The organism is Dongia sp. agr-C8 (assembly GCF_054658695.1).
The window spans coordinates 535,198-557,121 of sequence record NZ_BAAGHZ010000002.1 but is presented as its reverse complement, the minus strand read 5'-3'; the positions used below and the strand labels follow the sequence as shown (position 1 = coordinate 557,121).

The window sequence follows — 21,924 nt, the reverse complement described above, 5'->3', positions numbered from 1 at the left end:
TAACGTCATGTCACACGTATTGCACCGCGACCTGAAGAAGACCCTCCCCGTCGCGGTGAAGGGCGAGGGCGCGTACATCATCGACAGCACGGGCCGGCGCTATCTCGACGCCTCGGGTGGGCCCGCGGTCTCCTGTCTCGGCCATTCGCACCCGAAGGTGATCGAGGCGATTGCCAGGCAGGCTTCCGAGCTCGCCTACGGCTACACCCTGTTCTTTACCTCGCCGGCGATGGAGCAGCTCGCCGACCGGCTGGTCGAGCAGGCGCCGGACGGGCTCGAAAGCGCCTTCTTCGTCGCCGGCGGCGCCGAGGCGGTCGAGAGCGCGATCAAGCTCGCCCGCCAATACCATCTCGAGCGCGGCGAGCCTTCGCGCAAGCTCTTCATCGCGCGGCGCCGCAGCTATCACGGCAACACGCTCTCGACGCTGGCGCTCGGCGAGGACGTCACCCGGCGCGCGCCCTATGAGGCGTTGCTGGCCAAGGTCGAGCATATCTCGAACTGCTACGAATACCGCGACCGTCGCGCCGACGAGAGCGCTGAGCAATACGGCATCCGCATTGCCGACGAGCTCGATACCGCGATCCGGAAGCTCGGCCCGGAGAACGTCGCCGCTTTCATCGCCGAGCCGGTGACCGGCGCCAGTCTCGGGGTCGCGCCGCCGGTGCCCGGCTACTTGAAGCGGCTGCGCGAGATCTGCGACCGCCACGGCGTGCTGCTGATCTTCGACGAGGTGATGTGCGGCATGGGCCGCACCGGCCATATGTATGCCTGCGCTGAGGACGGCGCGACGCCGGACATCCTTACCATGGCGAAGGGGTTGGGCGGCGGCTATGCGCCGATCGGCGGCCTGCTCGCCCATCGCAAGATCCGCGATGCCATTGCCGCGGGGTCTGGCGTGCTGAAGCACGGCACCACCTATTCCGGCCATACCCTGTCCTGCGCCGCGGCGCTCGCGGTCCAGGATGTGATCGCGGAGGAGGGGCTGCTGCAGAACGTCCGCAACATGGGCGGTCTGCTCAGGGAGCGCCTCGAGGAGGCCTTCGGCCAGCACCCCCATGTCGGCGACATCCGCGGCCGGGGCCTGTTCCTCGGGCTGGAGCTGGTCGCCGACCGGGAAACCAAGGCCCCCTTCGACCCCGCCCGCAAGACCTGGCTGCGCCTCCGGGAGGCGGCCATGGAGCGGGGCCTGATCTGCTATCCCGGGGGTGGCTGCATCGACGGCAAACAGGGCGACCATATCGTGCTGGCCCCGCCCTACAACCTGACCGAGGCCCAAGCCGCCGAAATCGTGGACAAATTGGCCGCCGCGCTGGCGGTGGCGACGGCCTGATTCATCCGTCATGGCCGGGCTTGACCCGGCCATCTGGTGCCAGGCGGAACGAGATGCGCGGGTCAAGCCCGCGCATGACGACGTGCGGCGGCATTTGCCGCACATTCGCGCGGCATTCGCGGGACGGAACCCTCGTCAATTTTTCCTTAAGTACCAGCCCGTTAAATAGGAACAGCGGGGCGATTTCACGTCGACCCTATCGGCATTAACGGGTAGATTTCCCTAGGCATCCGCCTGGGCAAACAGGCGAGAACCACCGATGAGGCCCATGATGGCTGGCATGCTGACCGAAGCGGATGTGCAACGGCTGATGGCGAGCCCATCCAGCGACGTCCGCGCCGAAACCGCCGAAAAGCTCGCCGTGGCCTTCGACGTGACCAAGCTCAGCGCCAAGGAGCGTGAGCTCGCCGAGGCGATCTTCCGCGTCATGATGAAGGACGTCGAGGTGATGGTGCGCGAGGCCCTCGCGCGCAATCTCAAGGAAAACCCGGACCTGCCGAAGGACGTGGCCTTGAGCCTGGCCAAGGACGTGGAATCCGTTGCGCTGCCGATGCTGCAATTCTCCACCGTGCTCAGCGACACCGATCTGATCGAGATCGTGCGCGTATCCGGCGCCGACAAGCAGATGGCGATCGCCAAGCGCCTCCAGGTCTCTACCGCCGTCGCCGAGGCCCTGGTCGATCATGGCCGCACCCCGCATGTGGTGGCCACGCTGGTGTCCAACCCGGGCGCCAAGCTCAACGAGTCCATCATCAACAAGGCGATCGAGAAGCACGGCACCGACGTGACGGTGCGCAACACGCTCGCCCATCGCCCCGACCTGCCGGTGACCATCGCCGAGCGTCTGGTCGCTGCGGTTTCGGAATCGCTGCGCGATTATCTCCTCACCAAGCGCGAACTCTCGCCCGACCAGGCGGCGGACCTCGTGCTGCAGGCGCGAGAACGCGCCACCGTCGCCCTGCTGCCGCCCGGCTCCAAAGGCGCCGATGTGCTCGATCTGGTGAAGCAGCTGAAGGACCACCAGCGCCTGACCGCGAGCCTCATCCTGCGCGCGCTCTGCATGGGCGATCTCGGCTTCTTCGAGGCCAGCCTGGCGGTGCTCTCCAACACCACGATCATCAACGCCCGCGCGCTGATCCACGACGAGGGCAAGCTCGGCCTGCAGTCGCTCTATGCGCGCACTCAGCTGCCGACCGCGCTCTATCCGGCCTTTCGCACTGCACTCGACATGGTGCGCTCGACGGAATACGACGGCGGCGAAAAGGACCGGGAGCGCTTTGCCTCCAAGGTCATCGAGCGGGTCCTCACACAATATGAGGACATGGATGCCGAGAACCTCGAATACCTGCTGAAGAAGCTCCGCCAGTTGGCGGCCTAGGGCCCCGTTCCCAGCGCTTCTTCTGCTCAATAAATCATCAGGCTGAAAAGCAACACTGTGTCGCGGGCGCCTTCTCGCAGGCGCATTACAGACGTTCGAGCGAAAAAGAGAAAATTTTAGAAAAATAACGCTTTATTAAGTGAGATCGGCGACAATAAGTATAAGTCGCCGAGTCGACGAAACCGCGATGGCCGATGTCAAGGGGCGTCCAGCGCGGGACTTGAGCGACAAAGAGTAGGTCGAAAACAAAGACCGCTGGGATGGAAGTGCCAATGTTCGGTTCGTTTGGAATCTCGGAATGGGTGGCGGCTTCGATCACGTTGTGGCTGGCCGCCCAACTGCCTCTGGGGATGCTTGTCGGCTTCTATCTGCGCCGCGCCACGGCGCTGAGCACGATCGGTGTGGTCGAGACCGCGCCGGTCTACGCGCAGCACCATCGCGGCTGGCCAGGCTTCCTGCAGGCGCCGCGCGCGCTGTAGCGCGCGCCCGGTGACCGGCCCGATCCGGGCCGTCATCGACTTGGCTTTAGGACGACCCGGCGGCCCGGGCGTGTAGCTGCACTCGGTCTCGCGACCCACGATCTCTAGATCTTTGGAATGAGGGCATTCTGCCACCGGCGCTTTAAGTGCTGTGGCGCAATCGCTACATTGCACTTATGGCCAAGCCTGATTCCAAATTGAGCGACCGGCAATTCTCCCGCATCGCCCGCGCCCTCGCCGAGCCCCGCCGCTATCAGATCCTGAAGCAGATCGGCGACGCCGACGGCCGCTTGGCCTGCAGCGCGATCGGCGAATGCCACGACATCAGCGCCGCGACGCTTTCGCACCACATGAAGGAGCTGGAGACCGCCGGCCTGATCGAGATCGTGCGCGAAGGCAAATTCGCCAACCTGATCCTCCAGCGCGATGTGCTGAAGGCCTATCTCGACCGGCTGGCGAAGATATAGCCCACAGGCCCCCTCAAGCCGATCAACCCCAACAAGAATCGGATCGTCCGCCGAAAGAAAATCTGGCCCCCTTGAACTCGTCACTTCGACACTTATCTAAGTATCGAACTTAAACAGCAGCCTCAAGGAGAGCGACATGAGTGACTTGGCGGGGAAGGTGGCGGTGGTGACCGGCGCCTCCAAGGGTATCGGTGCCAGCATTGCGAAGGAGCTGGCCTCGGCCGGCGCGTCGGTTGTGGTCAACTATGCGGCGGCGAAGGACGACGCCGAGCGCGTGGTTGCCTCGATCAAGCAGAAGGGCGGCAAGGCGGTGGCGGTGCAGGGCGACGTCTCCAAGGAGGCCGACGTGAAGCGGCTCTTCGCCGAGACCACCAAGGCCTTCGGCGCGGTGGACGTGCTGGTGAACAACGCCGGCGTCTACGCCTTCCAATCGCTCGAGGACTTCACCGAGACGGAATACCGCCGCCAGTACGACACCAACGTGCTCGGCCCGCTGCTCGCGACCAAGGAAGCGGTTGCGCATTTCAACGGCAAGGGCGGCAGCGTCATCAACGTGAGCTCGGTGGTCAGCACCAAGGCCTTTCCGCAGACTTCGGTCTATTCCGGCACCAAGGGCGCGCTCGACGCCTTGACCCGCGCGCTCGCCGCGGAACTCGGTCCCCGCAAGATCCGGGTCAACACGATTGCGCCGGGCGGCGTCAATACCGAGGGCGCGCAGGCACTCGGCATGATCGGCGGCGAGGTCGAGAAGCAGCTGGTGGCGGCGACACCGCTCGGCCGCATCGGCCAGCCCGACGACATCGGCAAGATCGCGGTCTTCCTCGCCTCCGATCAATCGGGCTGGGTCACCGGCGAACGCATCGTCGCCGCCGGCGGCTACAACTAGCCAACCACTCCTCCCGGCGGAGCGGGGCGCGCGCTGCAGATGCAGCCGCGCCCCGTTTCGTTTTGCATCGGGCAGGCAGCACAAGATCGCCGGGTCATGCCCGGCGATGACGACAAAGAAAGGTCGTCATCCGCGGGGCTTGGCCCGCGGATCTCTTTCCGCCGACTCCGCCCAAAATCCAAACCCGCTTGACACCACCGCATCTCCGGTGCTTCGATGCGGAAAATTGGAACGTTCCAATCAAGAGGACGGAAAGCTGGAAAATTTCGTCGGTCCAATTGGACCGCGAAAGAACGGGGAAGCGATGAAGCGGCTGCGGGTGGGACTGGTCGGCGCGGGGCTGGTGGGGCAGGCGGAGCACGCCTTCTACCTCTGGGAGGAGCGCGAGCGCTTTGACTTTGTCGGCCTGGCCGACGCTTCCGCCGCCGTGCGCAGCGCCTTGGGCGCGCGCTACGGAATCCAGGAACTGCACGCCGATCTCCCCAGTCTCATCAAGGCCGCCAAGCTCGACGCCCTGGTGATCGCGGCGCCCGATCCTTTCCACCCCGATCTCGCCGTGACCGCGCTCGACGCCGGGCTGCACGTCCTCTGCGAGAAGCCGCTGTCGCTGACCTTGAGCGGCTGCGACCGCATCAAGGCGGCGCGCGACAAGGCGGGGAAGGTGCTGCAGGTCGCCTATATGAAGCGCCACGATCCCGCCTATAAGAAGGCGCTCGAGTTGCTTCCGAAGATGATCGACGACGTGAAGCTGATCTCGGTCGAATGCAACGACCCGGACCAGGATCCCTTCGTCGCCCATCTGCCGATGACCCTGCCGACCGACATCCCGGCTGCGCTCAAGGACCAGTTCAAGGCCGCGAATACCGCCCAGCTCGCCGAATCCGCTACCCGGACGCCGAGCGAAGCCGGCGCCCGTGCGCTCTCGGGCGGCTTCCTCTCCTCGCTGGTGCATGACGTCGGCGTGGTGCACGGCCTGCTGCTGCATATGGGCCACGACCTGCCGCCGCAGGCGAGCGACGGCGTCTTCTTCGACGGCGGCCGCGGCGTGCAGCTCGCCGCCGACCTGCCCGGGGGCGGGCGCATTTCGATGACTCATCTCAATCTCCCCGGCGTGCCGGACTACACCGAGCGCATCACCATCTACTGCAGCGACCGCATCGTTGAATTGACCTTCCCGTCGCCCTATCTGCGCCATTTTCCGACCAAGCTGACCTTGCGCAAGGACGGCGGCGACAAGGCGCTGGAGACCCAGGAGTTCCGGGTCTCCTATGAGGAAGCGTTCCGCGAGCAGCTGCGCGCCTTCCACGCCGCGGCCTGCGGCGAAGGCCCGGTGAAAACGCCGCTCGAGCAGGCGCGGCGCGACGTCGAGTTCCTGATTTCCGCATACAGAAAGGCTGAACCATGAGAATCGGCGTCTATTCGGATTCGCTGCCGCATCTCGACCGCCGCGCGATGTTCCAATGGTGCGCCGAGCGCGGCCTCAACGACATCGAGATCGGCGTCGGCGCCTGGGGGCCCTGGCCGCGGCCGCATCTCGACATCAATACCGTCGGCACCGCCAAGGAGCGCGACACCATCGCCGGCGAGATGCGCGAGTTCGGCATCCGCTTCTCCGCCATCAATGCCGCCGGCAACCTGCTGCACCCCGATTCCGCCAAGCGCGCCGATGCCCAGGCCCGCTTCGAGGCGGCGGTCGATCTCGCGGTCCATTTCAAGGTCGATCGCGTCATCACCATGAGCGGCTGCCCGGCGGGCAAGGGCGGCGGCGCCTTGAGCATCTTCCCCTGCTGGGCGACCTCCGCCGACGACGAGCGCATCTTCGACTGGCAGATGGAGAACGAGGTCGGCCCCTGGTGGCGCCGGACCTCGACCTGGCTCGCGCGCACCGCGCCCAAGGTCATGGTCTGCCTGGAGATGCATCCCGGCGTCACCATCTTCAATGCCGCCGGCTTCGGCGAGCTCACCAAGTATGTCGACCGCAATGTCGGCCTCAACCTCGACCCCTCGCATTTCTGGTGGCAGGGCATCGACCCGGTCAACGTCGTGGAGGAATGGGGCGACCGCATCGGCCATGCCCATGGCAAGGACACCAAGCTCTACCCCGACCGCATCCGCAAGCACGGCGTGCTGCATTTCGCGCCGCCGGACCCCGCCAAGGCGCCCTGGCATTTCGTCTCCTGCGGCGAAGGCCAGGACGATGCGACCTGGGTGCGCTTCCTGAAGGCGCTGCGCAAGGCCGGCTATGACGGCGTGATCTCGATCGAGCACGAGGATCCGCGCTACGGCGGCGAGGAGGGGACATCGCGCTCCGCCGCCGGCCTCACCCGCGCGCTCGCGCAGCTGGCCGAGGCGGCATGACCACCCTGATGGATGTGGCCGAGCGGGCCGGCGTCTCGAAATCCACGGTTTCGAACGTCATCCGCGGCACGGCGATGGTGGCGGAGGAGACGCGGCTCCGCGTCCAGCGCGCCATCGCCGAGACCGGCTATCATCCGAACGCCATCGCCCGCTCGCTCAAGGCCCGCACCAGCTCGGCCATCGGCATCGTCGTTCCCGATCTCACCAACCCGTTCTACGCCCAGCTCGCGGTCGGCGTGGAGCGCGCCGCCAATGCGCTCGGCTACGCGGTCTTGACCGCCAACACCGAATGCCTGCCCGAGACCGAGGAACAGGCGGCGCGGGCCTGGATCGAGCGGCGGGTGGATGGCGTCATCATCGGCGGCATGGCCCTGTCCTCGACCCTGCCGAAGATATTGCTCGACCGCGATGTGCCCGTTGTCCTCGCCTCCCTGGGCGAGTTCGACGACCCGCGCCTCGGTGTGATCGACCATGACGACGCCGCGGCCATGGAATCGATCGTCGCGCATCTCTACGACCTCGGCCATCGCCGCCTCGCCTTCGTTTCCGATCACCTGCGCGAACATGCGGGCGAGCGCCGCTTCCTCGGCTTCAAGGCCGCGCTGAAGAAGCGCCGGCTGGTGCCGATCGCGATCGACGACGGCGCCACCGCCGTGGTCGCGCATAACGACCTGCAGGCCATCGCCACCATGGACCGGCTGGAGCGCCGCGGCTTGAAGGTGCCCGACGACGTCTCGGTGGTCGGCTTCGACGATATCCCGCTCGCCGGGCACAGCCGCATCCAGCTGACCACGGTCCGCTCCGACGCGGTCGAGATGAGCCGGCGCGCGGTCGATCTGGTGATCCAGGCGGCGCGCGGCAACCGCCCGGTCAGCCATCGCGAATTCCTGGACGTGCAGCTGGTCGTCCGCTCCACCACCGCAAGGCCACGCAAATGAGCGGCGTGCGCTACGCGGGCATCGAGAAACGCTTCGAGGCCTTCACGGCGCTCCACGCCCTCAACCTCGACATTCCCGACCGCAGCTTCCTGGCCTTGCTGGGCCCGTCGGGCTGCGGCAAGACCACGGCCTTGCGCATCCTTGCCGGCCTCGAAACGCCGACCGCCGGCAAGGTGATGATCGGCGAGCGCGACGTGACCAGGCTGCAGCCGCGCGACCGCGACGTCGCCATGGTGTTCCAGTCCTACGCGCTCTACCCGCATATGACCATCGCCGACAACATCGGCTACCCGCTCTGGATCCGCAAGGTGGACGCCGGCACGCGCGCCAAGAAGATCGCCGAAGTCGCGCAGGCCCTGGAGATCGACGCGCTGCTGGAGCGCCACCCGCGCCAGCTCTCCGGCGGCCAGCGCCAGCGCGTGGCCTTGGCCCGCGCGATCGTGCGCGATCCCGCCGCCTTCCTGATGGACGAGCCGCTCTCCAACCTCGATGCGCGACTCCGCCTCTCCATGCGCGGCGAGATCAAGCGGCTCTGCCACCGCCTCGGCGCCACCACGATCTACGTGACCCACGACCAGGCCGAGGCGCTCACCATGGCCGACCTGGTCGCCGTGATGCGCCAGGGCGAGCTGCAGCAGCTGGCGCCGCCGACCGATGTCTACGAGCGTCCGGCCAACCGCTTTGTGGCGCTCTTCGTCGGCAACCCGCCGATGAACCTGCTCCGAGCCGAAGTCAGCGAGCAGGGCATCCACGTCGCCGGCGCTTGCCTGCCGATCGATCCCGCGCGCCAGCAGGAATGCCGCGCCGCCGGCATCACCGAGCTCGGTATCCGTCCGGAGGATATCCGCCTCGACGCGGCCAGTCCGCTGCGCGGCGAGGTCTACGTCGTCGAGCCGATGGGCAACGAGACCCTGGTCGATGTCCGCTTCGGCGAGCAGCGCCTGACCTTGCGCGCGCCCAAGGGCTTCACCGCCGCCATCGGCGCGCCGCTCGGCGTCGCCTTCGATGCGGCGGACTGCTGCTTCTTCGATTCCACGGGTTCAACCAAGGTGCATCGCGCACGAAACAAGGGAGGGCAACAATGACCGGCATGAAGAAGAATCGCGGCATGACTCGCCGCAAGGTCCTGCAGAGCGGCGCCAGCCTCGCGGTCGGGGCAGGCCTGATGACCTCGATCGTGAAGACGACCCCGGCCCGCGCCGCGGGCGGCAAGGTGATCATCGGCGCCTTCGCCGACGGCGGCCTGACGCCGTTCAAGGAGAAGATCATCCCGCTGGCCAAGGAGCAGGGCGGCTTCGACATCCAGTTCCTGGAAGACGAATACGGCGTCACCTTGGAAAAGTGGTTCGCCGACGCGCAGAACAGCGCCGGCCAGTATGACCTCTATCTGCTCGACGATCCCTGGGTGCCGCAGTTCGGCGCGGCCGACGTGCTGGAAGACCTCGGCGCCGGCGGCATCGACGGCAACGACAAGGACTGGATCGGCTCCATGATCGACATGGGCTTCTGGCCGCCCCGCGCCGGTCCCCGCGTGAAGGGCTTCGAGAGCGCCGAGCCGAAGCTGATCACCGTGCCCTTCGTCGGCGATCTGCAGACCTTGACCTATCGCAACGACGTCTACGGCTCGGCGCCCGCGACCTGGGACGAGCTCATCGCCAAGGGCAAGGAAGGTGTCGCCGCCGGCAAGATCAAGTTCCCGGTTGTGTTCCGCGGCGTCAGCGGCAACCCGATCGTCACTTCCTGGTATCCGGTCTTCCTCTCCTTCGGCGGCGAGTTCTTCGACGACAAATGGAACCCGACCTTCAACTCGGAGGCGGGCCGCGCCTCGGCCGACTTCTTCGTCACCACGATGAAGGCGAACACTGCGGCCGGCGTGGTCGAGTTCGACAGCGATCAGGAAGGTGCCGCGATCCTCGGCGGCGATGCCGGCGCCATCATCCAGTATTCCGGCAATGCCTTGAAAGCCGACGATCCGAAGCAGACCAAGGTGCCGGGCAAGCTCGACTTCGGCGTGGTGCCGAAGCAGGTGAAGGCCATCTCGCAGATGGGCATCTTCATCGCCGGCGTGCCGAAATCGGCGCCGAACAAGGCCAACGCGATCGAGTTTCTGAAATGGTACACCTCGGCCGACGCCCAGAAGGCGCTGGCGACCGCGGGCTCGATCCCGGTGAAGCGCAGCGGCTTCGCGGCCGAGAAGCCGGGCAACCGGCTGATCCCGGTCGCCCTGCAGCAGCTCGACGCCGGCTGCCTGCCGCGGCCCCGCACGCCGGACTGGGCGAAGGTCGAGGAGCTGCTCGGCATCCAGCTCAACAAGGCACTGCAGGCCGGCTCCGGCGGCGGCGACGCCTTGAACGCCGCCGCGGAGCAGGTGAAGGACTACCTGACCCAAGCCGGCTACTACAAGTAAGTGACTGACGCGGTCAAACCGCAGGCGACGATGCGCCGCCGGGAACGGCTGCAGGGAGCAGGGCTCGATCTCGCCTTGCCTTACCTGCTGCTCGCCCCGGCGGTGCTGATCGTGCTCGCCGTCCTGGTCTATCCGCTCTGGGACGGCCTGCGCGCCAGCCTGATGTTCTATCGCTACGGCAAGCCGATCGATTTCGTCGGCTTGGATAACTACGTCCAGCTCTGGACCGATGCCCAGTTCCTGAACGCGCTCTGGGTCACGGTCCGCTTCGTCTTCTTCGCGGTGGCGATCGAGACCGTGCTCGGCCTCGCGCTGGCGCTGTTCTGCCTGCGCGAGTTCTACGGTATCCGTGTCCTCCGCACGATCCTGATCATCCCGATGGTGATCACGCCGGTCGTGGTGGCAATCGTGTTCCGCCTGATCTACGCCAGCGACGCCGGCATGCTGACCGCCTTCTCCGAAGCGATGGGCGGCGGCCCGGTGCAGATTCTCGGCGATCCCCTGAAGGCCTTCATCGGCCTCGTCGCGCTCGACGTCTGGGAATGGACGCCGCTGATGTTCCTGATCCTGCTGGCCGGCCTGCAATCCCTGCCGCAGGAACCCTTCGAGGCTGCGCGGGTGGACGGCGCCGGCGCCTGGCGCACCTTCGTCGATCACACCCTGCCGATGCTGAAACCGGTGCTGGCGATCGCCATCGTGCTGCGTACCATCGACTGCTTCGGCACCTTCGACCAGGTCTTCGTCCTGACCCGCGGCGGCCCCGGCGAGGCCACACGGCTGGTCTCGATCTTCGGCTACGACACCGCCTTCAAGTTCCAGCAGACCGGCTATGCCGCGGCTTTGTTCGTCACCGTCGGCCTCATCATCCTCGCCTTCGCGCTCTTCGCGGTGCGCATGCTGAAGCGGGCAGGGCCGGAATGACCACCACCTGGAAACTCTCCCTCGCCCGCGCCGCGGTCTTCGTCGTCATTTTGGGCATCGTGCTGCTGCCGATCTACTGGATGGTCGCGGCCTCCTTCAAGTCCAACCCCGAGATCACCCAGGACGCGACGCTCTATCCGCATGTCTGGACCTTGGACAACTACATCCGGCTCTTCTCGGAGAAGGAATTCGGCAACTACCTCACCAATTCCCTGGTAGCGACCGTGGTCTCGGTGGTGCTGGCGCTGATCGTCGGCTCGCTCGGCGCCTATGCGATTGCGCGCTTCCATCTGAAATACCGGCTGGAACGCAAGATCGGACTCTCGCTCCTGACCTTGCGCATCGTGCCGCCGGTGGTGATCCTGATCCCGGTCTACCTGCTGATGCTGAGCCTGAAGCTGCTCGACACCTGGCTCGGCCTGATCATCACCTACACCGCCTTCAACATCACCTTCTGCGTCTGGATGATGGAGAGCTTCTTCCGCGAGATCCCGGTCGACCTCGAGGAAGCCGCCATGGTCGACGGCGACAGCCGTTTCGCCGCCTTCCGCCGGATCGCGCTGCCGCTGGCGGCGCCCGGCCTGGCGGCGACCGCGATCTTCGCCGTCATCGTCACCTTCAACGAGTTCCTGTTCGCCTTGGCGCTGACCGCAACGCCCAAGGCCATGACCATGCCCCGAGGCACCGCGACCCTGATCGGCCGCATCGACACCGACTGGGCCTCGATGTCCGCCGCCGGCGTCATCGGCGCCGCGCCGATCGTCATCTTCGCTTTGCTGGTGCAAAGGCACCTGGTGCGCGGGTTGACGATGGGCGCGGTGAAGTGACGACTCTCATTTACATGCGTCATCCCCGGGCTTGACCCGGGGATCTGTCTCCGCGCGGCGAAAGATCCCCGGGTCGAGCCCGGGGATGACGTGATGGAGGTCGGCAACCATCCCGCCGCTCGGCCGTTTATCCCCGTCTCCCAGCAGCGAGGAACGGATCGATGGCAGACCGGATGGCCCCCACCCGCGAAATTCTGCCGGGCGATCCGCGCCTGCGCGGCGCGCATTGGGACGGGGAGGGCACCAATTTTGCGCTGTTCTCCACCCATGCCGAGCGGGTCGAGCTCTGCATCTTCGACGCCAAGGGCAAGCGCGAGGTCGAGCGCATCACCTTGCCCGAATATACCGACGAGATCTGGCACGGCTATGTCCCGGGCCTGGGGCCGGGCACGCTCTACGGCTATCGCGTCCATGGCCCTTACGCGCCGGAGCAAGGCCATCGCTTCAACCCGAACAAGCTGCTGATCGACCCCTATGCCCGCGAGCTGGTCGGCGACGTCAAATGGTCCTCGGCGCATTACGGCTATCGCCTTCGGGCAAGAGAGAAGGACCTCTCCTTCGACGACCGCGACAGCGCGGCCTATATGCCGAAATGCCGGATCATCGATCCCGAGGCCAAGGAATGGCGCGAGGACCCGCGCCCGCATATTACCTGGGCCGAGACCGTGTTCTACGAGACCCATATCCGCGGCTTCACCCAGCTCCATCCGGCGATCCCGCCGGAGCTCAGGGGCAAGTTCGAAGGCCTCGGCCACCAGGCGATCGTCGATTATGTGAAGAGCCTCGGCGTCACCGCGATCGAGTTCCTGCCGGTCCATGCCTTTCCCGACGACGAGCACCTGTTGAAGAAGGGCTTGCGCAACTACTGGGGCTACAACTCGATCGCCTTCTTCGCCCCGGCCGCGCGCTATGTGGGGCCGCAGGGCCTGGCCGGTTTTCGCAACATGGTGCACGCCTTCCACGATGCCGGCATCGAGGTGATCCTCGACGTGGTCTACAACCACACCGCCGAGGGCAACGAGCTCGGGCCGACGCTCTCCTTCAAGGGCATCGACAATTTCGCCTATTACCGCACCCAGGCCGGCCAGCCGCGCTATTACGTCAACGACACCGGCACCGGCAACACCTTCAACACCTCGCATCCCCGCGTGCTGCAGCTGATCCTGGATTCACTCCGCTACTGGGCGACCGAGATGCATGTCGATGGCTTCCGCTTCGACCTCGGCACCATTCTCGGGCGCGAGCCCAACGGCTTCGACCAGCGCGGCGGCTTCTTCGACGCGATCGGCCAGGACCCGGTCCTCTCCCGCGTCAAATTGATCGGCGAGCCCTGGGACATCGGCCCCGGCGGCTATCAGGTCGGCGGCTTCCCGCCCGGCTGGGCCGAGTGGAACGACAAGTACCGCGACACGGTGCGCGACTACTGGAAGGGCAGCGAGGGCATCATGCGCGACTTCGCGGCGCGGGTGACCGGCTCCGGCGACATCTACGACATCCGCGGCCGCCGGCCCTGGGCCACGGTCAATTTCGTCACCGCCCATGACGGCTTCACCCTGAACGACCTCGTCTCCTACAACGACAAGCACAACGAGGCCAACGGCGAGGACAACCGCGACGGCCATTCCGACAACCGCTCCTACAACTACGGCGCCGAAGGCCCGACCGACGACGCCGAGATCATCGCGGTGCGCGAACGCCAGAAGCGGAACTTCCTCGCGACCCTGCTGCTTTCCCACGGCACGCCGATGATTCTCGCCGGCGACGAGTTCGGCCGCAGCCAGGACGGCAACAACAACGCCTATTGCCAGGACAACGCGACCAACTGGATCGACTGGGAGAAGATCGGCGACGAGGGCCGGGCGCTCACCGACTTCCTCAGGAAGCTCACCTGGTACCGCCGCGAGCAGCCGATCCTCCGCCGCCAGAGCTTCCGCGATGGGCTGGTGATCGCCTGGCTCAATCCCGGCGGCGGCGACCAGACCGAGGAGCAATGGGCGCTCCCCACCGCGAAGACCATCGGCCTTCGCCTCCGCTATCCCGACGCGCCGCAGGATTCACCCCAATGGACGGACGTGCTCATTCTCTACAACGCCCATGACGGTCCGGTGCCCTTCACGCTCCCGGAGCGCGACGGCAATCCCTGGAAACCGATCATCGACACCGCCAACCCGGACGCGAAATCGGAAGGCCTGCCCGACGGCCCGCTGGAACTGCCGGGAAGGTCGCTGCTACTGCTGGTTTAGCAGCCGCGACCGATCTTATCCAATTTTTAGGAATCATTGCCTCAATATGCCCCCCATAGCGTTCCCGGGGAGTCGCGGTGGCGGGCATTTCGACCGATATTAGGGTCTGTCTATCGGAGATTGAGCTGATCCGCTCTGCCGTCCTGCATGCTCATGAATCCATGGTCGGAAGGCTATGCTTTGCGTTTTGCGAAGCCGCAGGCTTCGGCTGGAATTACAGTGAACGCATGTTGCGCGCCGCCGCGCTCCACGACGTCGGCAAAGTCACCATCCCCGACGCCCTTCTGAACAAGGCAGGGCCGCTTGATCCCGACGAATGGAACGTCATGCGGCATCATACGCGGCTCGGGCATGCGATTCTCAGCAAAGCTGCCGACGAAACCATCACGCTGGCCGCCAGCGTCGCCCTCTATCATCACGAATGTTGGGATGGTTCCGGCTACCCGGAGGGCCTGGCAGGCGAGGCCATCCCGCACCCGGCGCGCGTGGTCGGACTCTGCGATGTCTATCATGCCCTGCGCGAAACCCGACCTTACAAGACTGCGCTCTCTCACGAGGAAGTCGTTGCGAAGATGTTGGTCGGCGACGGTCGCGTCGGCCCGGCCAAGTTCGATCCGGACCTGCTGTCGATCTTCGCCGCGAATGACCGGATGTTCGGTCAGTTATATGATAGCGCCGGGCCGGTCACTTCCTGAACCGCGGCTTCTCGATCCCGGCCAGCGTGCACAAGGCATCGACCATCGCCGAGAAATCCTGCCCGCCGAAGCCCGTCGCCCGCGCCGTGCTGAAGGCCTCGCGCGCCGCCGCCGCCATCGGCATCGGCACTTTCGCCGCATTGGCCGCATCGACGATCAGCGAGAGATCCTTGTGCGCAAGATCGATGGTGAAGCCGGGCGAGGTGTCGCCCTTCAGCACCTTGTTCGGCCAGTTGATCTTCAGCTGCCCGTTGGTCGCGGTGGTGCCGTAGAGCACGTCCAGTGTCTTCTCGAGCTCCAGCCCGAAGCGCTGCGACAAGGCGAGCGCCTCGGCATTCATCTGGCACAAACCCACCGCCAGGAAATTGTTGACCAGCTTCATCCGCGTGCCGCTGCCGACCGGCCCGCAATGATGGATCGTGGTGCCCATCGCTTCCAGCAGCGGCTTCACCCGCGCGAAATCCGCCTCCGACCCGCCGACCATGAACAGCGATTCGCCGCGATCGGCATGCTCGGCGAGGCGCCCGACCGGCGCATCGACGAAGCCGACGCCCTTGGCCGCCGCCGCGTTGGCCAAAGCATCGGTGGTCTCCGGGCTGACCGTGCTCATGTCCATGATGAGCCCGCCGGGCTTCACATGGGCCAGCAGACCGTCCTTGCCGCCGACGATCTCGCTCACCACCGCGGAGTTCGGCAGCATGGTGACGACCACCGGCGCCTGCTGCGCCACCTCGGCCGCGGTCTCCGCGCCGCGGCATTGCAGCTTCTCCATGTCCGCGACGGCGGCGCGGTTGATGTCGTTGACCACCAGCCGGAAGCCCTTGCGGCTCAAGTTGGAAGCCATGGGCTTGCCCATCCGCCCGAGCCCGACAAAGCCGATCGTCTCCATATTCATTCCTTCAATTAAAAGACTCCTCCCCCGTCTGCGGGGGAGGGTGGGAGGGGGAGCCACACTAAGGTTCGAGCCAACTTCACGTTCTACCCGGCGGCGAAGCCGAGATGCGCGCGGAACCGGTTCTTGATGAAAACGGCGTCGCGCGACGGCATGGAGCGCGGCGGATTCTCCGCCGCGACCTTGATGACGAAGAGCCGCGGGCCGGCCGCCGCCTGGTGCAGGCTCGGCACGATCGCCGCGATCTCCTCCAGGCTCCGCAGCGTCACCGCCGAGGCAAACCCGGAAGCGCTTGCGATGGCGGCGAGATCGATGCCGCTGGCGGTATGGCTCGCCTGCATCCCGGTCTCGCCGTAATGCTGGTTGTCGATGACCGCGATCGCGAGATTGCGCGGCCGCGCGGCGGCGATGGTGGCGAAGCCGCCCAGTCCCATCAGCTGCTCGCCGTCGCCGGTCACCACCAGCACGCGGCGCTGCGGTTGCGCCAGCGCCAGGCCGAGCCCGACCAGGGCGGCGGCGCCCATGGCGCCCCAGAGATAGTAATTGCCGTCATGGTCGCCGGCCGCATGCACGTCATAGGTCGGCGAGCCGAGCCCGGTCACCACCAGCAGGTCGCCGCGGTCCTTCAGCAAGGCGGCCACGGCCGCGCGGCGTTCCAGCGCAGCGCTCACCATTTCTTCCGCCCCAGCAGCCGCTGGCCGATCAGCACGGCGACTTGCTGATCGGCGTTGAAGGCGAAGTCCGCCGCCGCCTGCACGGTCTCGACCAGGTCGTCGGCTTCGTCAGCGCGCAGCACCTTCACCCCGATCGCTTCCAACGCGGGCTGGGTCGCGCGGCTCATCGGCACCTGCCAGGGGTTGAACTCGGCCCATTCGCCGCGCATGGTCACCAGCATCAGCAGCGGAAAGCGCCCGATCGCCGGCAGCGACAGCATGTTGATGCAATTCCCGACCCCACTCGACTGCATCAGCAAGACCGAACGCTGCCCGCCGAGCCAGGCGCCGGCCGCAATGGCGACGCCTTCCTCCTCGCTGGTGAGCACCGTCGAGATCACGTCCGGGTCGGCCTGGAACAGGTCGATCAGCGCGGTATGCCCGGCATCCGGCACATACGCCATCTGCCGGACCTCGGCCGCCTTCAGCACGCGATGGATCTCCGCCGGCCAGCCTTGCGCGCCTTCGGCGCCGTCCATTGTCGCTCTCCAGGATGACTCGATATAGTGGCGGCATGGAACCACGCCCCCCTAACGCTCGGCAAGGGCATGAGCGGCAAGCACCCCAAATTGGCGAGGTGCAATTGTGCCGCTTCGTCGCCGATCTCCGCTTCGAGGCGATTCCGCCGCGTGTGATCCAGTTCACCAAGGGATTGCTGATCGACTGGCTGGGCTCGGCTTTGGCGGGGAAGGGCGCGCCGCCGGTCGAGGCGCTCGAACGCTTCGCCGCGGCCATGGGACCGAGCGACGGCCCCAGCACCATCGTCACCAGCCGCCGCAGGACCAGCCCCTATTTCGCGGCGATGGTCAACGCCGCGGCGAGCCATGTGGTCGAGCAGGACGACGTGCACAACGGCTCGGTCTTCCACCCGGCGACGGTGATCTTCCCGCCGGTCCTCGCCGTCGCCGAAGCCGAAGGCAAATCCGGCCGCGAGATCCTGACTGCCGCGATCGCCGGCTACGAGACCGGGATCCGCATCGGCGAATTCCTCGGCCGCTCGCATTACGAAGTCTTCCACACCACCGGCACCGCAGGCACGCTCGCCGCCGCGATGGCGGTCGGCAAGCTGCTCGGCCTCGACGCGACCGCGCTCAACCACGCGCTCGGCTCGGCGGGCACACAAGCCGCGGGCTTGTGGGAATTCCTCCTCGATGCGGCGGATTCCAAACAGCTCCACACCGCCAAGGCCGCGAGCGACGGCCTGCTCGCCGCATATCTCGCCAGAGACGGCTTCAAAGGTGCGACGCATATTCTCACCGGCAAGCAAGGCCTCGCCGCCGGCATGTCGCGCGACGCCGATCCATCGCGGCTGACCGACGGCCTGGGCACCCGCTGGGCCACGGAGGAGACCAGCTTCAAATGGCACGCCGCCTGCCGCCACACCCATCCGGCGGCCGACGCGCTGCAACTCCTGATGCAGCGCGAGAACCTCCGCGCCGAAGACATCGCCGAGGTGACGTGCCACGTGCATCAGGCCGCGATCGATGTGCTCGGCCCCGTCACCGACCCGAAGACCGTGCACCAGGCCAAGTTCTCCATGGGCACGGTGCTGGGCCTGATCGCGGTACATGGCGTCGCCGACTTGGACGCGTTCGAACGCCACGCGCTGACCGATCCGAAGGTTGCCGCGTTCCGGAACAAGGTGCGCATGGTGCGCGACGCGGAAGTTGACTCGCTCTATCCCAAACGTTGGGTCGGAAAGCTCACCGCCACCAGCACGCTCGGGCGCCGGCTCGACGCGCGGGTCGATGAGCCGAAGGGCGATCCGGGTAACACGTTGAGCGCTGAAGAAATTGAAGCGAAAGTCCTGAGACTCGCGGCCTTTCGCAACGGCGCGACCGAGGCGGAGACGCGAGCGCTTATCGATGTGCTCTCTCGGCTCGAAGGGGGCCAGTGCGAAGCGTCAATCTTCGCCGTGTGGCGATGACCCTTCTGGTAGAAAAATTAAATATAAATGGTTGTATTGGCTACAACTTGACAAGCTGGACGTGTGGCGGCCGTTTCCTTATGATGCCCGCCCAACGGCAAGGGGAGTGTCTGCGCTATGGGTATGGTGTGTGAACTGCAGGCTTTGTCAGCCCGGCAAATCGCGGCGCTTTGCGACGATCCCGCTATGGCTGAGGATGTAATCTTCGGACCGCCAGAGGCGGGATCGGCGACGCTTGCAGATGAGCCCCTGCGCGAGCAGCTCTCCCTCGACAAATGCTGGGATCTGCTGCGCTTCATGATGAACAAGGCCGGAGGTCAGGACGTTCCGGATCGGAAGGACTGGTCGAGCGAGCTGCTCCTCTCCGATGAAGATGCGGATCTGGAAGTGGATGCCGGCTATGGCCCTCCCTATCTACGCAGCATCGCGGAGACGAAGAAGTTCGCCGATTTTCTGCAAAGCCTGACCGTGGAGCAGCTCCTGTCCCATTGGAACACATCGGAGATGTTGAAGGCCAAGATCTACCTCGTCAGCGAGGAGAAAAGTCCGGAGGCGCAGGAGGAGAACGATCGCAGGATGCGTGAATATGCGGGTTCTTATTACCCGGAACTTCGGGACTACGTCCTGAAAGCCGCCGCTGCGGACTGCGGCCTGTTGCTCTGGATCGGCTGACCTGCAGAACGGAAGCGCGGACTTGTCGCCATGCGGCGCCTCTCCACCCTGCTGCTCGACGGCTTCGCCAGCCGCTGGGCCGAGGAAGAACCAGCTTTACGAAGAGGCCTGCGTGATGCCGGGAGCCTGCGCATCTGATGATCGCAGCTGAAACCCAGCAAATCTGCATGTTTGAAAAAATGGTCGGAGTGAGAGGATTCGAACCTCCGGCCCCTGCGTCCCGAACACAGTGCTCTACCAGGCTGAGCTACACTCCGACGCTGGCTCGTACGGGGTCGCCCCCGCGCAGGGACCCGCTATATACCGTCCGCCCCCCCACCGCGCAAGCGGCGTCTTAACGGAATCAGAGTTCGCGCGAGCGGCCTCTTAACGCGATCAGGCTGCGCGCGAGAGGCGCGTGGCGGCTTGCCTGGATTGAGCTCGGGGGCCCGTTGTGGCGGCTTGACTGTCGAGAACAAAAACAGTACATTGCGTCGTTGGCCGGTGCACTGCGGCAAGACATCGGCGTGCGGCCTGCATGTACAGGGCATGTACGAAATCCAGGCTCAGCCGCCCCCGGTTCGGAGGGTTATCCTGATCTTTCAAAGGCCTCGGTGCTTTGACGGCCGGAATCGGTTCGGGGCGTCGAGACTCAGTGCCCGCGCTGGATGCAGAAATCGACCACCTCGGTCAGGGCGCGCTTTTCCGGGCTCTCCTTGAAGATGCCGAGCGCGTCCTTGGCCATGGCGCCGTAATGCGCCGCCCGCGCGACCGTGTCCTTGAGCGCGCCGTGGCGGGTCATCAGCGCGATCGCTTCCTGGAGGTCTTCCGGCTGCTGTTCCTGGGCTTCCATCACCCGCTGCCAGAAGGTGCGCTCTTCCGCTCCGCCGCGCAGGAAGGCGAGGATGACGGGGAGGGTGATCTTGCCCTCGCGGAAGTCGTCGCCGACCGTCTTGCCCAAGGCTTCCTGCTTGGCCGAGTAGTCGAGTGCGTCGTCGATCAGCTGGAAGGCGATGCCGAGGTTGAGGCCGTAGCTGGAAAGCGCCTCCTGCTCGGTCTTCGGCCGCTCGGCGATGACGGCGCCGACCTCGCAGGCCGCGGAGAAGAGGGCGGCGGTCTTGCCCTTGATCACGTCGAGATAGGCGAGCTCGGTGGTCGCGGTGTCGTTGCTGGTGATGAGCTGCAGCACCTCGCCCTCGGCGATCACCGCGGAGGCGCTGGAGAGGATCTCGAGCACCCGCAGCGAGCCCGGGATCACCATCAACTGGAAGGCGCGGCTGAACAGGAAGTCGCCGACCAGCACCGAGGGCTTGTTGCCCCAGAGCACGTTGGCCGAGGCTTCGCCGCGCCGCAGCGCGCTGTCGTCCACCACGTCGTCATGCAGGAGCGTCGCGGTATGAATGAACTCGACGCAGGCCGCCAGCGTCTGGTGATGCTCGCCGCGATAGCCGCACATCCTGGCGGCGGCGAGGGTGAGGATCGGCCGCAGCCGCTTGCCGCCGGCGGCGATGATATGGCCGGCGAGCTCCGGGATCAGCGCCACCGGCGACTGCATCTGCTTCAGGATGATCTGGTTGACCCGCGCCATGTCGGCATCGACCAGGGCGGCCAAGCGCTCCAGGGCATCCGGCTCCCTGCCGGCGCGTTCCTGATCGAGGTTCACGACTACTGCCAAAGCGACACCAAATCATGCGTGGTTTCAGGCCGCAGCATAGAAGCATAATGATGAGGGTCAAGCCGCCGGCCGGCCGCCATTCGCGGCCTGCTGCGGCGGAAAGACGCGGGGTTGGGATGGAAAGCGCGGCCTTGGATGCGCCGATCGATAGCCTCCTGGACGGCCGGGTTGAGGTCGCCCAGCCGGCCGACGGCTATCGCGTCGCGGTCGATGCGGTCCTGCTGGCGGCCGCGGTGGACGCGGCGGAGGGTGCGGCGGTGCTGGATCTCGGCTGCGGCGTCGGCTCGGTCGGTCTCTGCCTCGCCTGGCGTCGGCCGGATCTCCGCGTGACCGGCCTCGACCGCGAGCCGGCCTTCGCCGCTTGCGCCCGCGCCAATGCCGCGCGCAACGGCATGGCCGAGCGCCTGCACATCATCGAAGCGGACCTGCGCGCAGCGCTGCCGCGGAAGTTCGACGCGGTCGTGATGAACCCGCCCTATCTCAAGGCCGGCACGGCGACGGTCTCCGCCCACCCGCTGAAAGCCGCCGCCACGGCGGAGAGCGAAGCGAAGCTCGCCGACTGGATCGCCGCCGCCCGCGCTGCGCTGAAGCCCGGCGGCGTGCTCACCTTGATCCACCGCGCCGATCGCCTGGACGATGTGCTCGGCTGCGTCACCCGCAGCTTCGGCGGCATCGCGATCCTGCCCATCCACCCGAAGCAGGGCCGCGCGGCCAAACGCATCATCCTCCGCGCACAACTGGGCTCCGGCGAGCCGCTGGCGATTCTCCCCGATCTCATCCTGCACGAAGAGAACGGCGCCTTCACCGCCGCGGCCGACAGCATCCTGCGCGACGGAAAGGCGCTGCCGATGCGGGTCTCGTCGGCTTGACCCCATGTCACCCACACCGCTAAATGGCGGCCATGACTTTGACCCTGCCCAAAATCCTCCTGCTGCTGGTCGTCGCGTTTCTGGCCTGGCGGCTCCTGAAGCGGCACAACATCATCGGCGGCAAGCCCCAGGCTCAGCCGCGCGGGACTCCCAAGCAGAAGGCCGAAGGCGCCATCGAGGACATGGTTAAGTGCCCGAAATGCGGCGCTTACGTGCCGGCCAAGGGCGGCCATGACTGTGCCGGGGCCTAGCTCCCGCTCAGCTTGAT

At 66.1% G+C, this 21,924-nt stretch carries 22 protein-coding genes and 1 tRNA gene; 18 read left to right on the top strand and 5 right to left on the bottom strand.

Features of this window, described 5'->3' with window-relative positions:
* Positions 1 to 7: 7 nt before the first annotated feature.
* From ACYQ4T_RS10150 to ACYQ4T_RS10085, 14 genes are all read left to right on the top strand, one after another.
* Positions 8 to 1,330, top strand: a complete 1,323-nt coding sequence (locus ACYQ4T_RS10150) for an aspartate aminotransferase family protein (RefSeq protein ID WP_459853316.1) — start codon at positions 8 to 10, stop codon at positions 1,328 to 1,330.
* A 280-nt stretch (positions 1,331 to 1,610) separates the two neighbouring features.
* Positions 1,611 to 2,708 (top strand): SpbR family protein, encoded by a 1,098-nt coding sequence (gene spbR, locus ACYQ4T_RS10145; RefSeq protein WP_459853314.1) that lies wholly within the window; start codon positions 1,611 to 1,613, stop codon positions 2,706 to 2,708.
* 272 nt (positions 2,709 to 2,980) lie between these two features.
* Positions 2,981 to 3,187, top strand: a complete 207-nt coding sequence (locus tag ACYQ4T_RS10140; protein ID WP_459853312.1) for a hypothetical protein — start codon at positions 2,981 to 2,983, stop codon at positions 3,185 to 3,187.
* Between the two features lie 197 nt (positions 3,188 to 3,384).
* On the top strand, positions 3,385 to 3,654 hold the full coding sequence (locus tag ACYQ4T_RS10135) for an ArsR/SmtB family transcription factor (RefSeq protein WP_395017364.1): 270 nt from the start codon (positions 3,385 to 3,387) through the stop codon (positions 3,652 to 3,654).
* A 136-nt stretch (positions 3,655 to 3,790) separates the two neighbouring features.
* Complete coding sequence (locus ACYQ4T_RS10130) at positions 3,791 to 4,540, top strand: SDR family NAD(P)-dependent oxidoreductase (RefSeq protein WP_459853309.1); 750 nt, start codon at positions 3,791 to 3,793, stop codon at positions 4,538 to 4,540.
* A gap of 304 nt (positions 4,541 to 4,844) precedes the next feature.
* Positions 4,845 to 5,945, top strand: coding sequence for a Gfo/Idh/MocA family protein (locus ACYQ4T_RS10125; RefSeq protein WP_459853307.1), 1,101 nt, complete (start codon positions 4,845 to 4,847; stop codon positions 5,943 to 5,945).
* Entirely contained in the window at positions 5,942 to 6,898 is a 957-nt protein-coding gene (locus ACYQ4T_RS10120) for a sugar phosphate isomerase/epimerase family protein (protein WP_459853304.1), read from the top strand. Before ACYQ4T_RS10125 ends, ACYQ4T_RS10120 begins: the two co-directional genes overlap by 4 nt.
* The gene (locus ACYQ4T_RS10115) at positions 6,895 to 7,836 is read left to right on the top strand and encodes a LacI family DNA-binding transcriptional regulator (protein WP_459853301.1); all 942 of its coding nucleotides are present in this window, start codon (positions 6,895 to 6,897) and stop codon (positions 7,834 to 7,836) included. The genes ACYQ4T_RS10120 and ACYQ4T_RS10115 overlap by 4 nt, the downstream gene beginning before the upstream one ends.
* Positions 7,833 to 8,921 carry an ABC transporter ATP-binding protein gene (locus ACYQ4T_RS10110; protein WP_459853297.1) on the top strand — a complete coding sequence of 363 codons (1,089 nt, stop codon included), beginning with the start codon at positions 7,833 to 7,835 and terminating at the stop codon, positions 8,919 to 8,921. Before ACYQ4T_RS10115 ends, ACYQ4T_RS10110 begins: the two co-directional genes overlap by 4 nt.
* On the top strand, positions 8,918 to 10,243 hold the full coding sequence (locus ACYQ4T_RS10105) for an extracellular solute-binding protein (protein WP_459853295.1): 1,326 nt from the start codon (positions 8,918 to 8,920) through the stop codon (positions 10,241 to 10,243). Before ACYQ4T_RS10110 ends, ACYQ4T_RS10105 begins: the two co-directional genes overlap by 4 nt.
* Positions 10,244 to 11,164, top strand: coding sequence for a carbohydrate ABC transporter permease (locus ACYQ4T_RS10100; RefSeq protein ID WP_459853292.1), 921 nt, complete (start codon positions 10,244 to 10,246; stop codon positions 11,162 to 11,164).
* Positions 11,161 to 11,991: a carbohydrate ABC transporter permease gene (locus ACYQ4T_RS10095; RefSeq protein WP_459853289.1), complete on the top strand. Its 831-nt coding sequence runs from the start codon at positions 11,161 to 11,163 to the stop codon at positions 11,989 to 11,991. The genes ACYQ4T_RS10100 and ACYQ4T_RS10095 overlap by 4 nt, the downstream gene beginning before the upstream one ends.
* Before the next feature lie 161 nt (positions 11,992 to 12,152).
* Positions 12,153 to 14,234, top strand: coding sequence for a glycogen debranching protein GlgX (gene glgX, locus ACYQ4T_RS10090; RefSeq protein ID WP_459853287.1), 2,082 nt, complete (start codon positions 12,153 to 12,155; stop codon positions 14,232 to 14,234).
* A 77-nt stretch (positions 14,235 to 14,311) separates the two neighbouring features.
* A complete protein-coding gene (locus ACYQ4T_RS10085; RefSeq protein ID WP_459853285.1) occupies positions 14,312 to 14,929 on the top strand; it encodes an HD-GYP domain-containing protein in 618 nt (205 codons plus the stop codon).
* Here the strand turns inward: ACYQ4T_RS10085 and ACYQ4T_RS10080 are convergent.
* Genes ACYQ4T_RS10080 through ACYQ4T_RS10070 form a run of 3 tightly spaced genes read right to left on the bottom strand, consistent with a single transcriptional unit; the run spans position 14,919 to position 17,013 of the window.
* Positions 14,919 to 15,881 (bottom strand): NAD(P)-dependent oxidoreductase, encoded by a 963-nt coding sequence (locus ACYQ4T_RS10080; protein ID WP_459853283.1) that lies wholly within the window; start codon positions 15,879 to 15,881, stop codon positions 14,919 to 14,921. The genes ACYQ4T_RS10085 and ACYQ4T_RS10080 overlap by 11 nt on opposite strands.
* Before the next feature lie 26 nt (positions 15,882 to 15,907).
* Positions 15,908 to 16,495: a thiamine pyrophosphate-dependent enzyme gene (locus tag ACYQ4T_RS10075; protein WP_459853280.1), complete on the bottom strand. Its 588-nt coding sequence runs from the start codon at positions 16,493 to 16,495 to the stop codon at positions 15,908 to 15,910.
* Positions 16,489 to 17,013 (bottom strand): thiamine pyrophosphate-binding protein, encoded by a 525-nt coding sequence (locus ACYQ4T_RS10070; RefSeq protein WP_459853277.1) that lies wholly within the window; start codon positions 17,011 to 17,013, stop codon positions 16,489 to 16,491. Before ACYQ4T_RS10070 ends, ACYQ4T_RS10075 begins: the two co-directional genes overlap by 7 nt.
* 104 nt (positions 17,014 to 17,117) lie before the next feature.
* On the opposite strand from ACYQ4T_RS10070, the gene ACYQ4T_RS10065 reads away from it, so the two are divergent.
* Positions 17,118 to 18,461, top strand: a complete 1,344-nt coding sequence (locus ACYQ4T_RS10065; RefSeq protein WP_459853275.1) for an MmgE/PrpD family protein — start codon at positions 17,118 to 17,120, stop codon at positions 18,459 to 18,461.
* A 117-nt stretch (positions 18,462 to 18,578) separates the two neighbouring features.
* Positions 18,579 to 19,133, top strand: a complete 555-nt coding sequence (locus tag ACYQ4T_RS10060; protein WP_459853272.1) for a DUF1877 family protein — start codon at positions 18,579 to 18,581, stop codon at positions 19,131 to 19,133.
* A 180-nt stretch (positions 19,134 to 19,313) separates the two neighbouring features.
* Here the strand turns inward: ACYQ4T_RS10060 and ACYQ4T_RS10055 are convergent.
* Together ACYQ4T_RS10055 and ACYQ4T_RS10050 are read right to left on the bottom strand one after the other, a co-directional pair.
* Positions 19,314 to 19,390: transfer RNA gene (locus ACYQ4T_RS10055), tRNA-Pro, on the bottom strand.
* Positions 19,391 to 19,764: 374 nt separating this feature from the next.
* The gene (locus tag ACYQ4T_RS10050) at positions 19,765 to 20,787 is read right to left on the bottom strand and encodes a polyprenyl synthetase family protein (protein ID WP_459853269.1); all 1,023 of its coding nucleotides are present in this window, start codon (positions 20,785 to 20,787) and stop codon (positions 19,765 to 19,767) included.
* 116 nt (positions 20,788 to 20,903) lie between these two features.
* On the opposite strand from ACYQ4T_RS10050, the gene ACYQ4T_RS10045 reads away from it, so the two are divergent.
* Together ACYQ4T_RS10045 and ACYQ4T_RS10040 are read left to right on the top strand one after the other, a co-directional pair.
* Complete coding sequence (locus ACYQ4T_RS10045; RefSeq protein ID WP_459853266.1) at positions 20,904 to 21,656, top strand: tRNA1(Val) (adenine(37)-N6)-methyltransferase; 753 nt, start codon at positions 20,904 to 20,906, stop codon at positions 21,654 to 21,656.
* A gap of 32 nt (positions 21,657 to 21,688) precedes the next feature.
* Entirely contained in the window at positions 21,689 to 21,907 is a 219-nt protein-coding gene (locus ACYQ4T_RS10040) for a hypothetical protein (protein ID WP_459853263.1), read from the top strand.
* Positions 21,908 to 21,924: the final 17 nt, after the last annotated feature.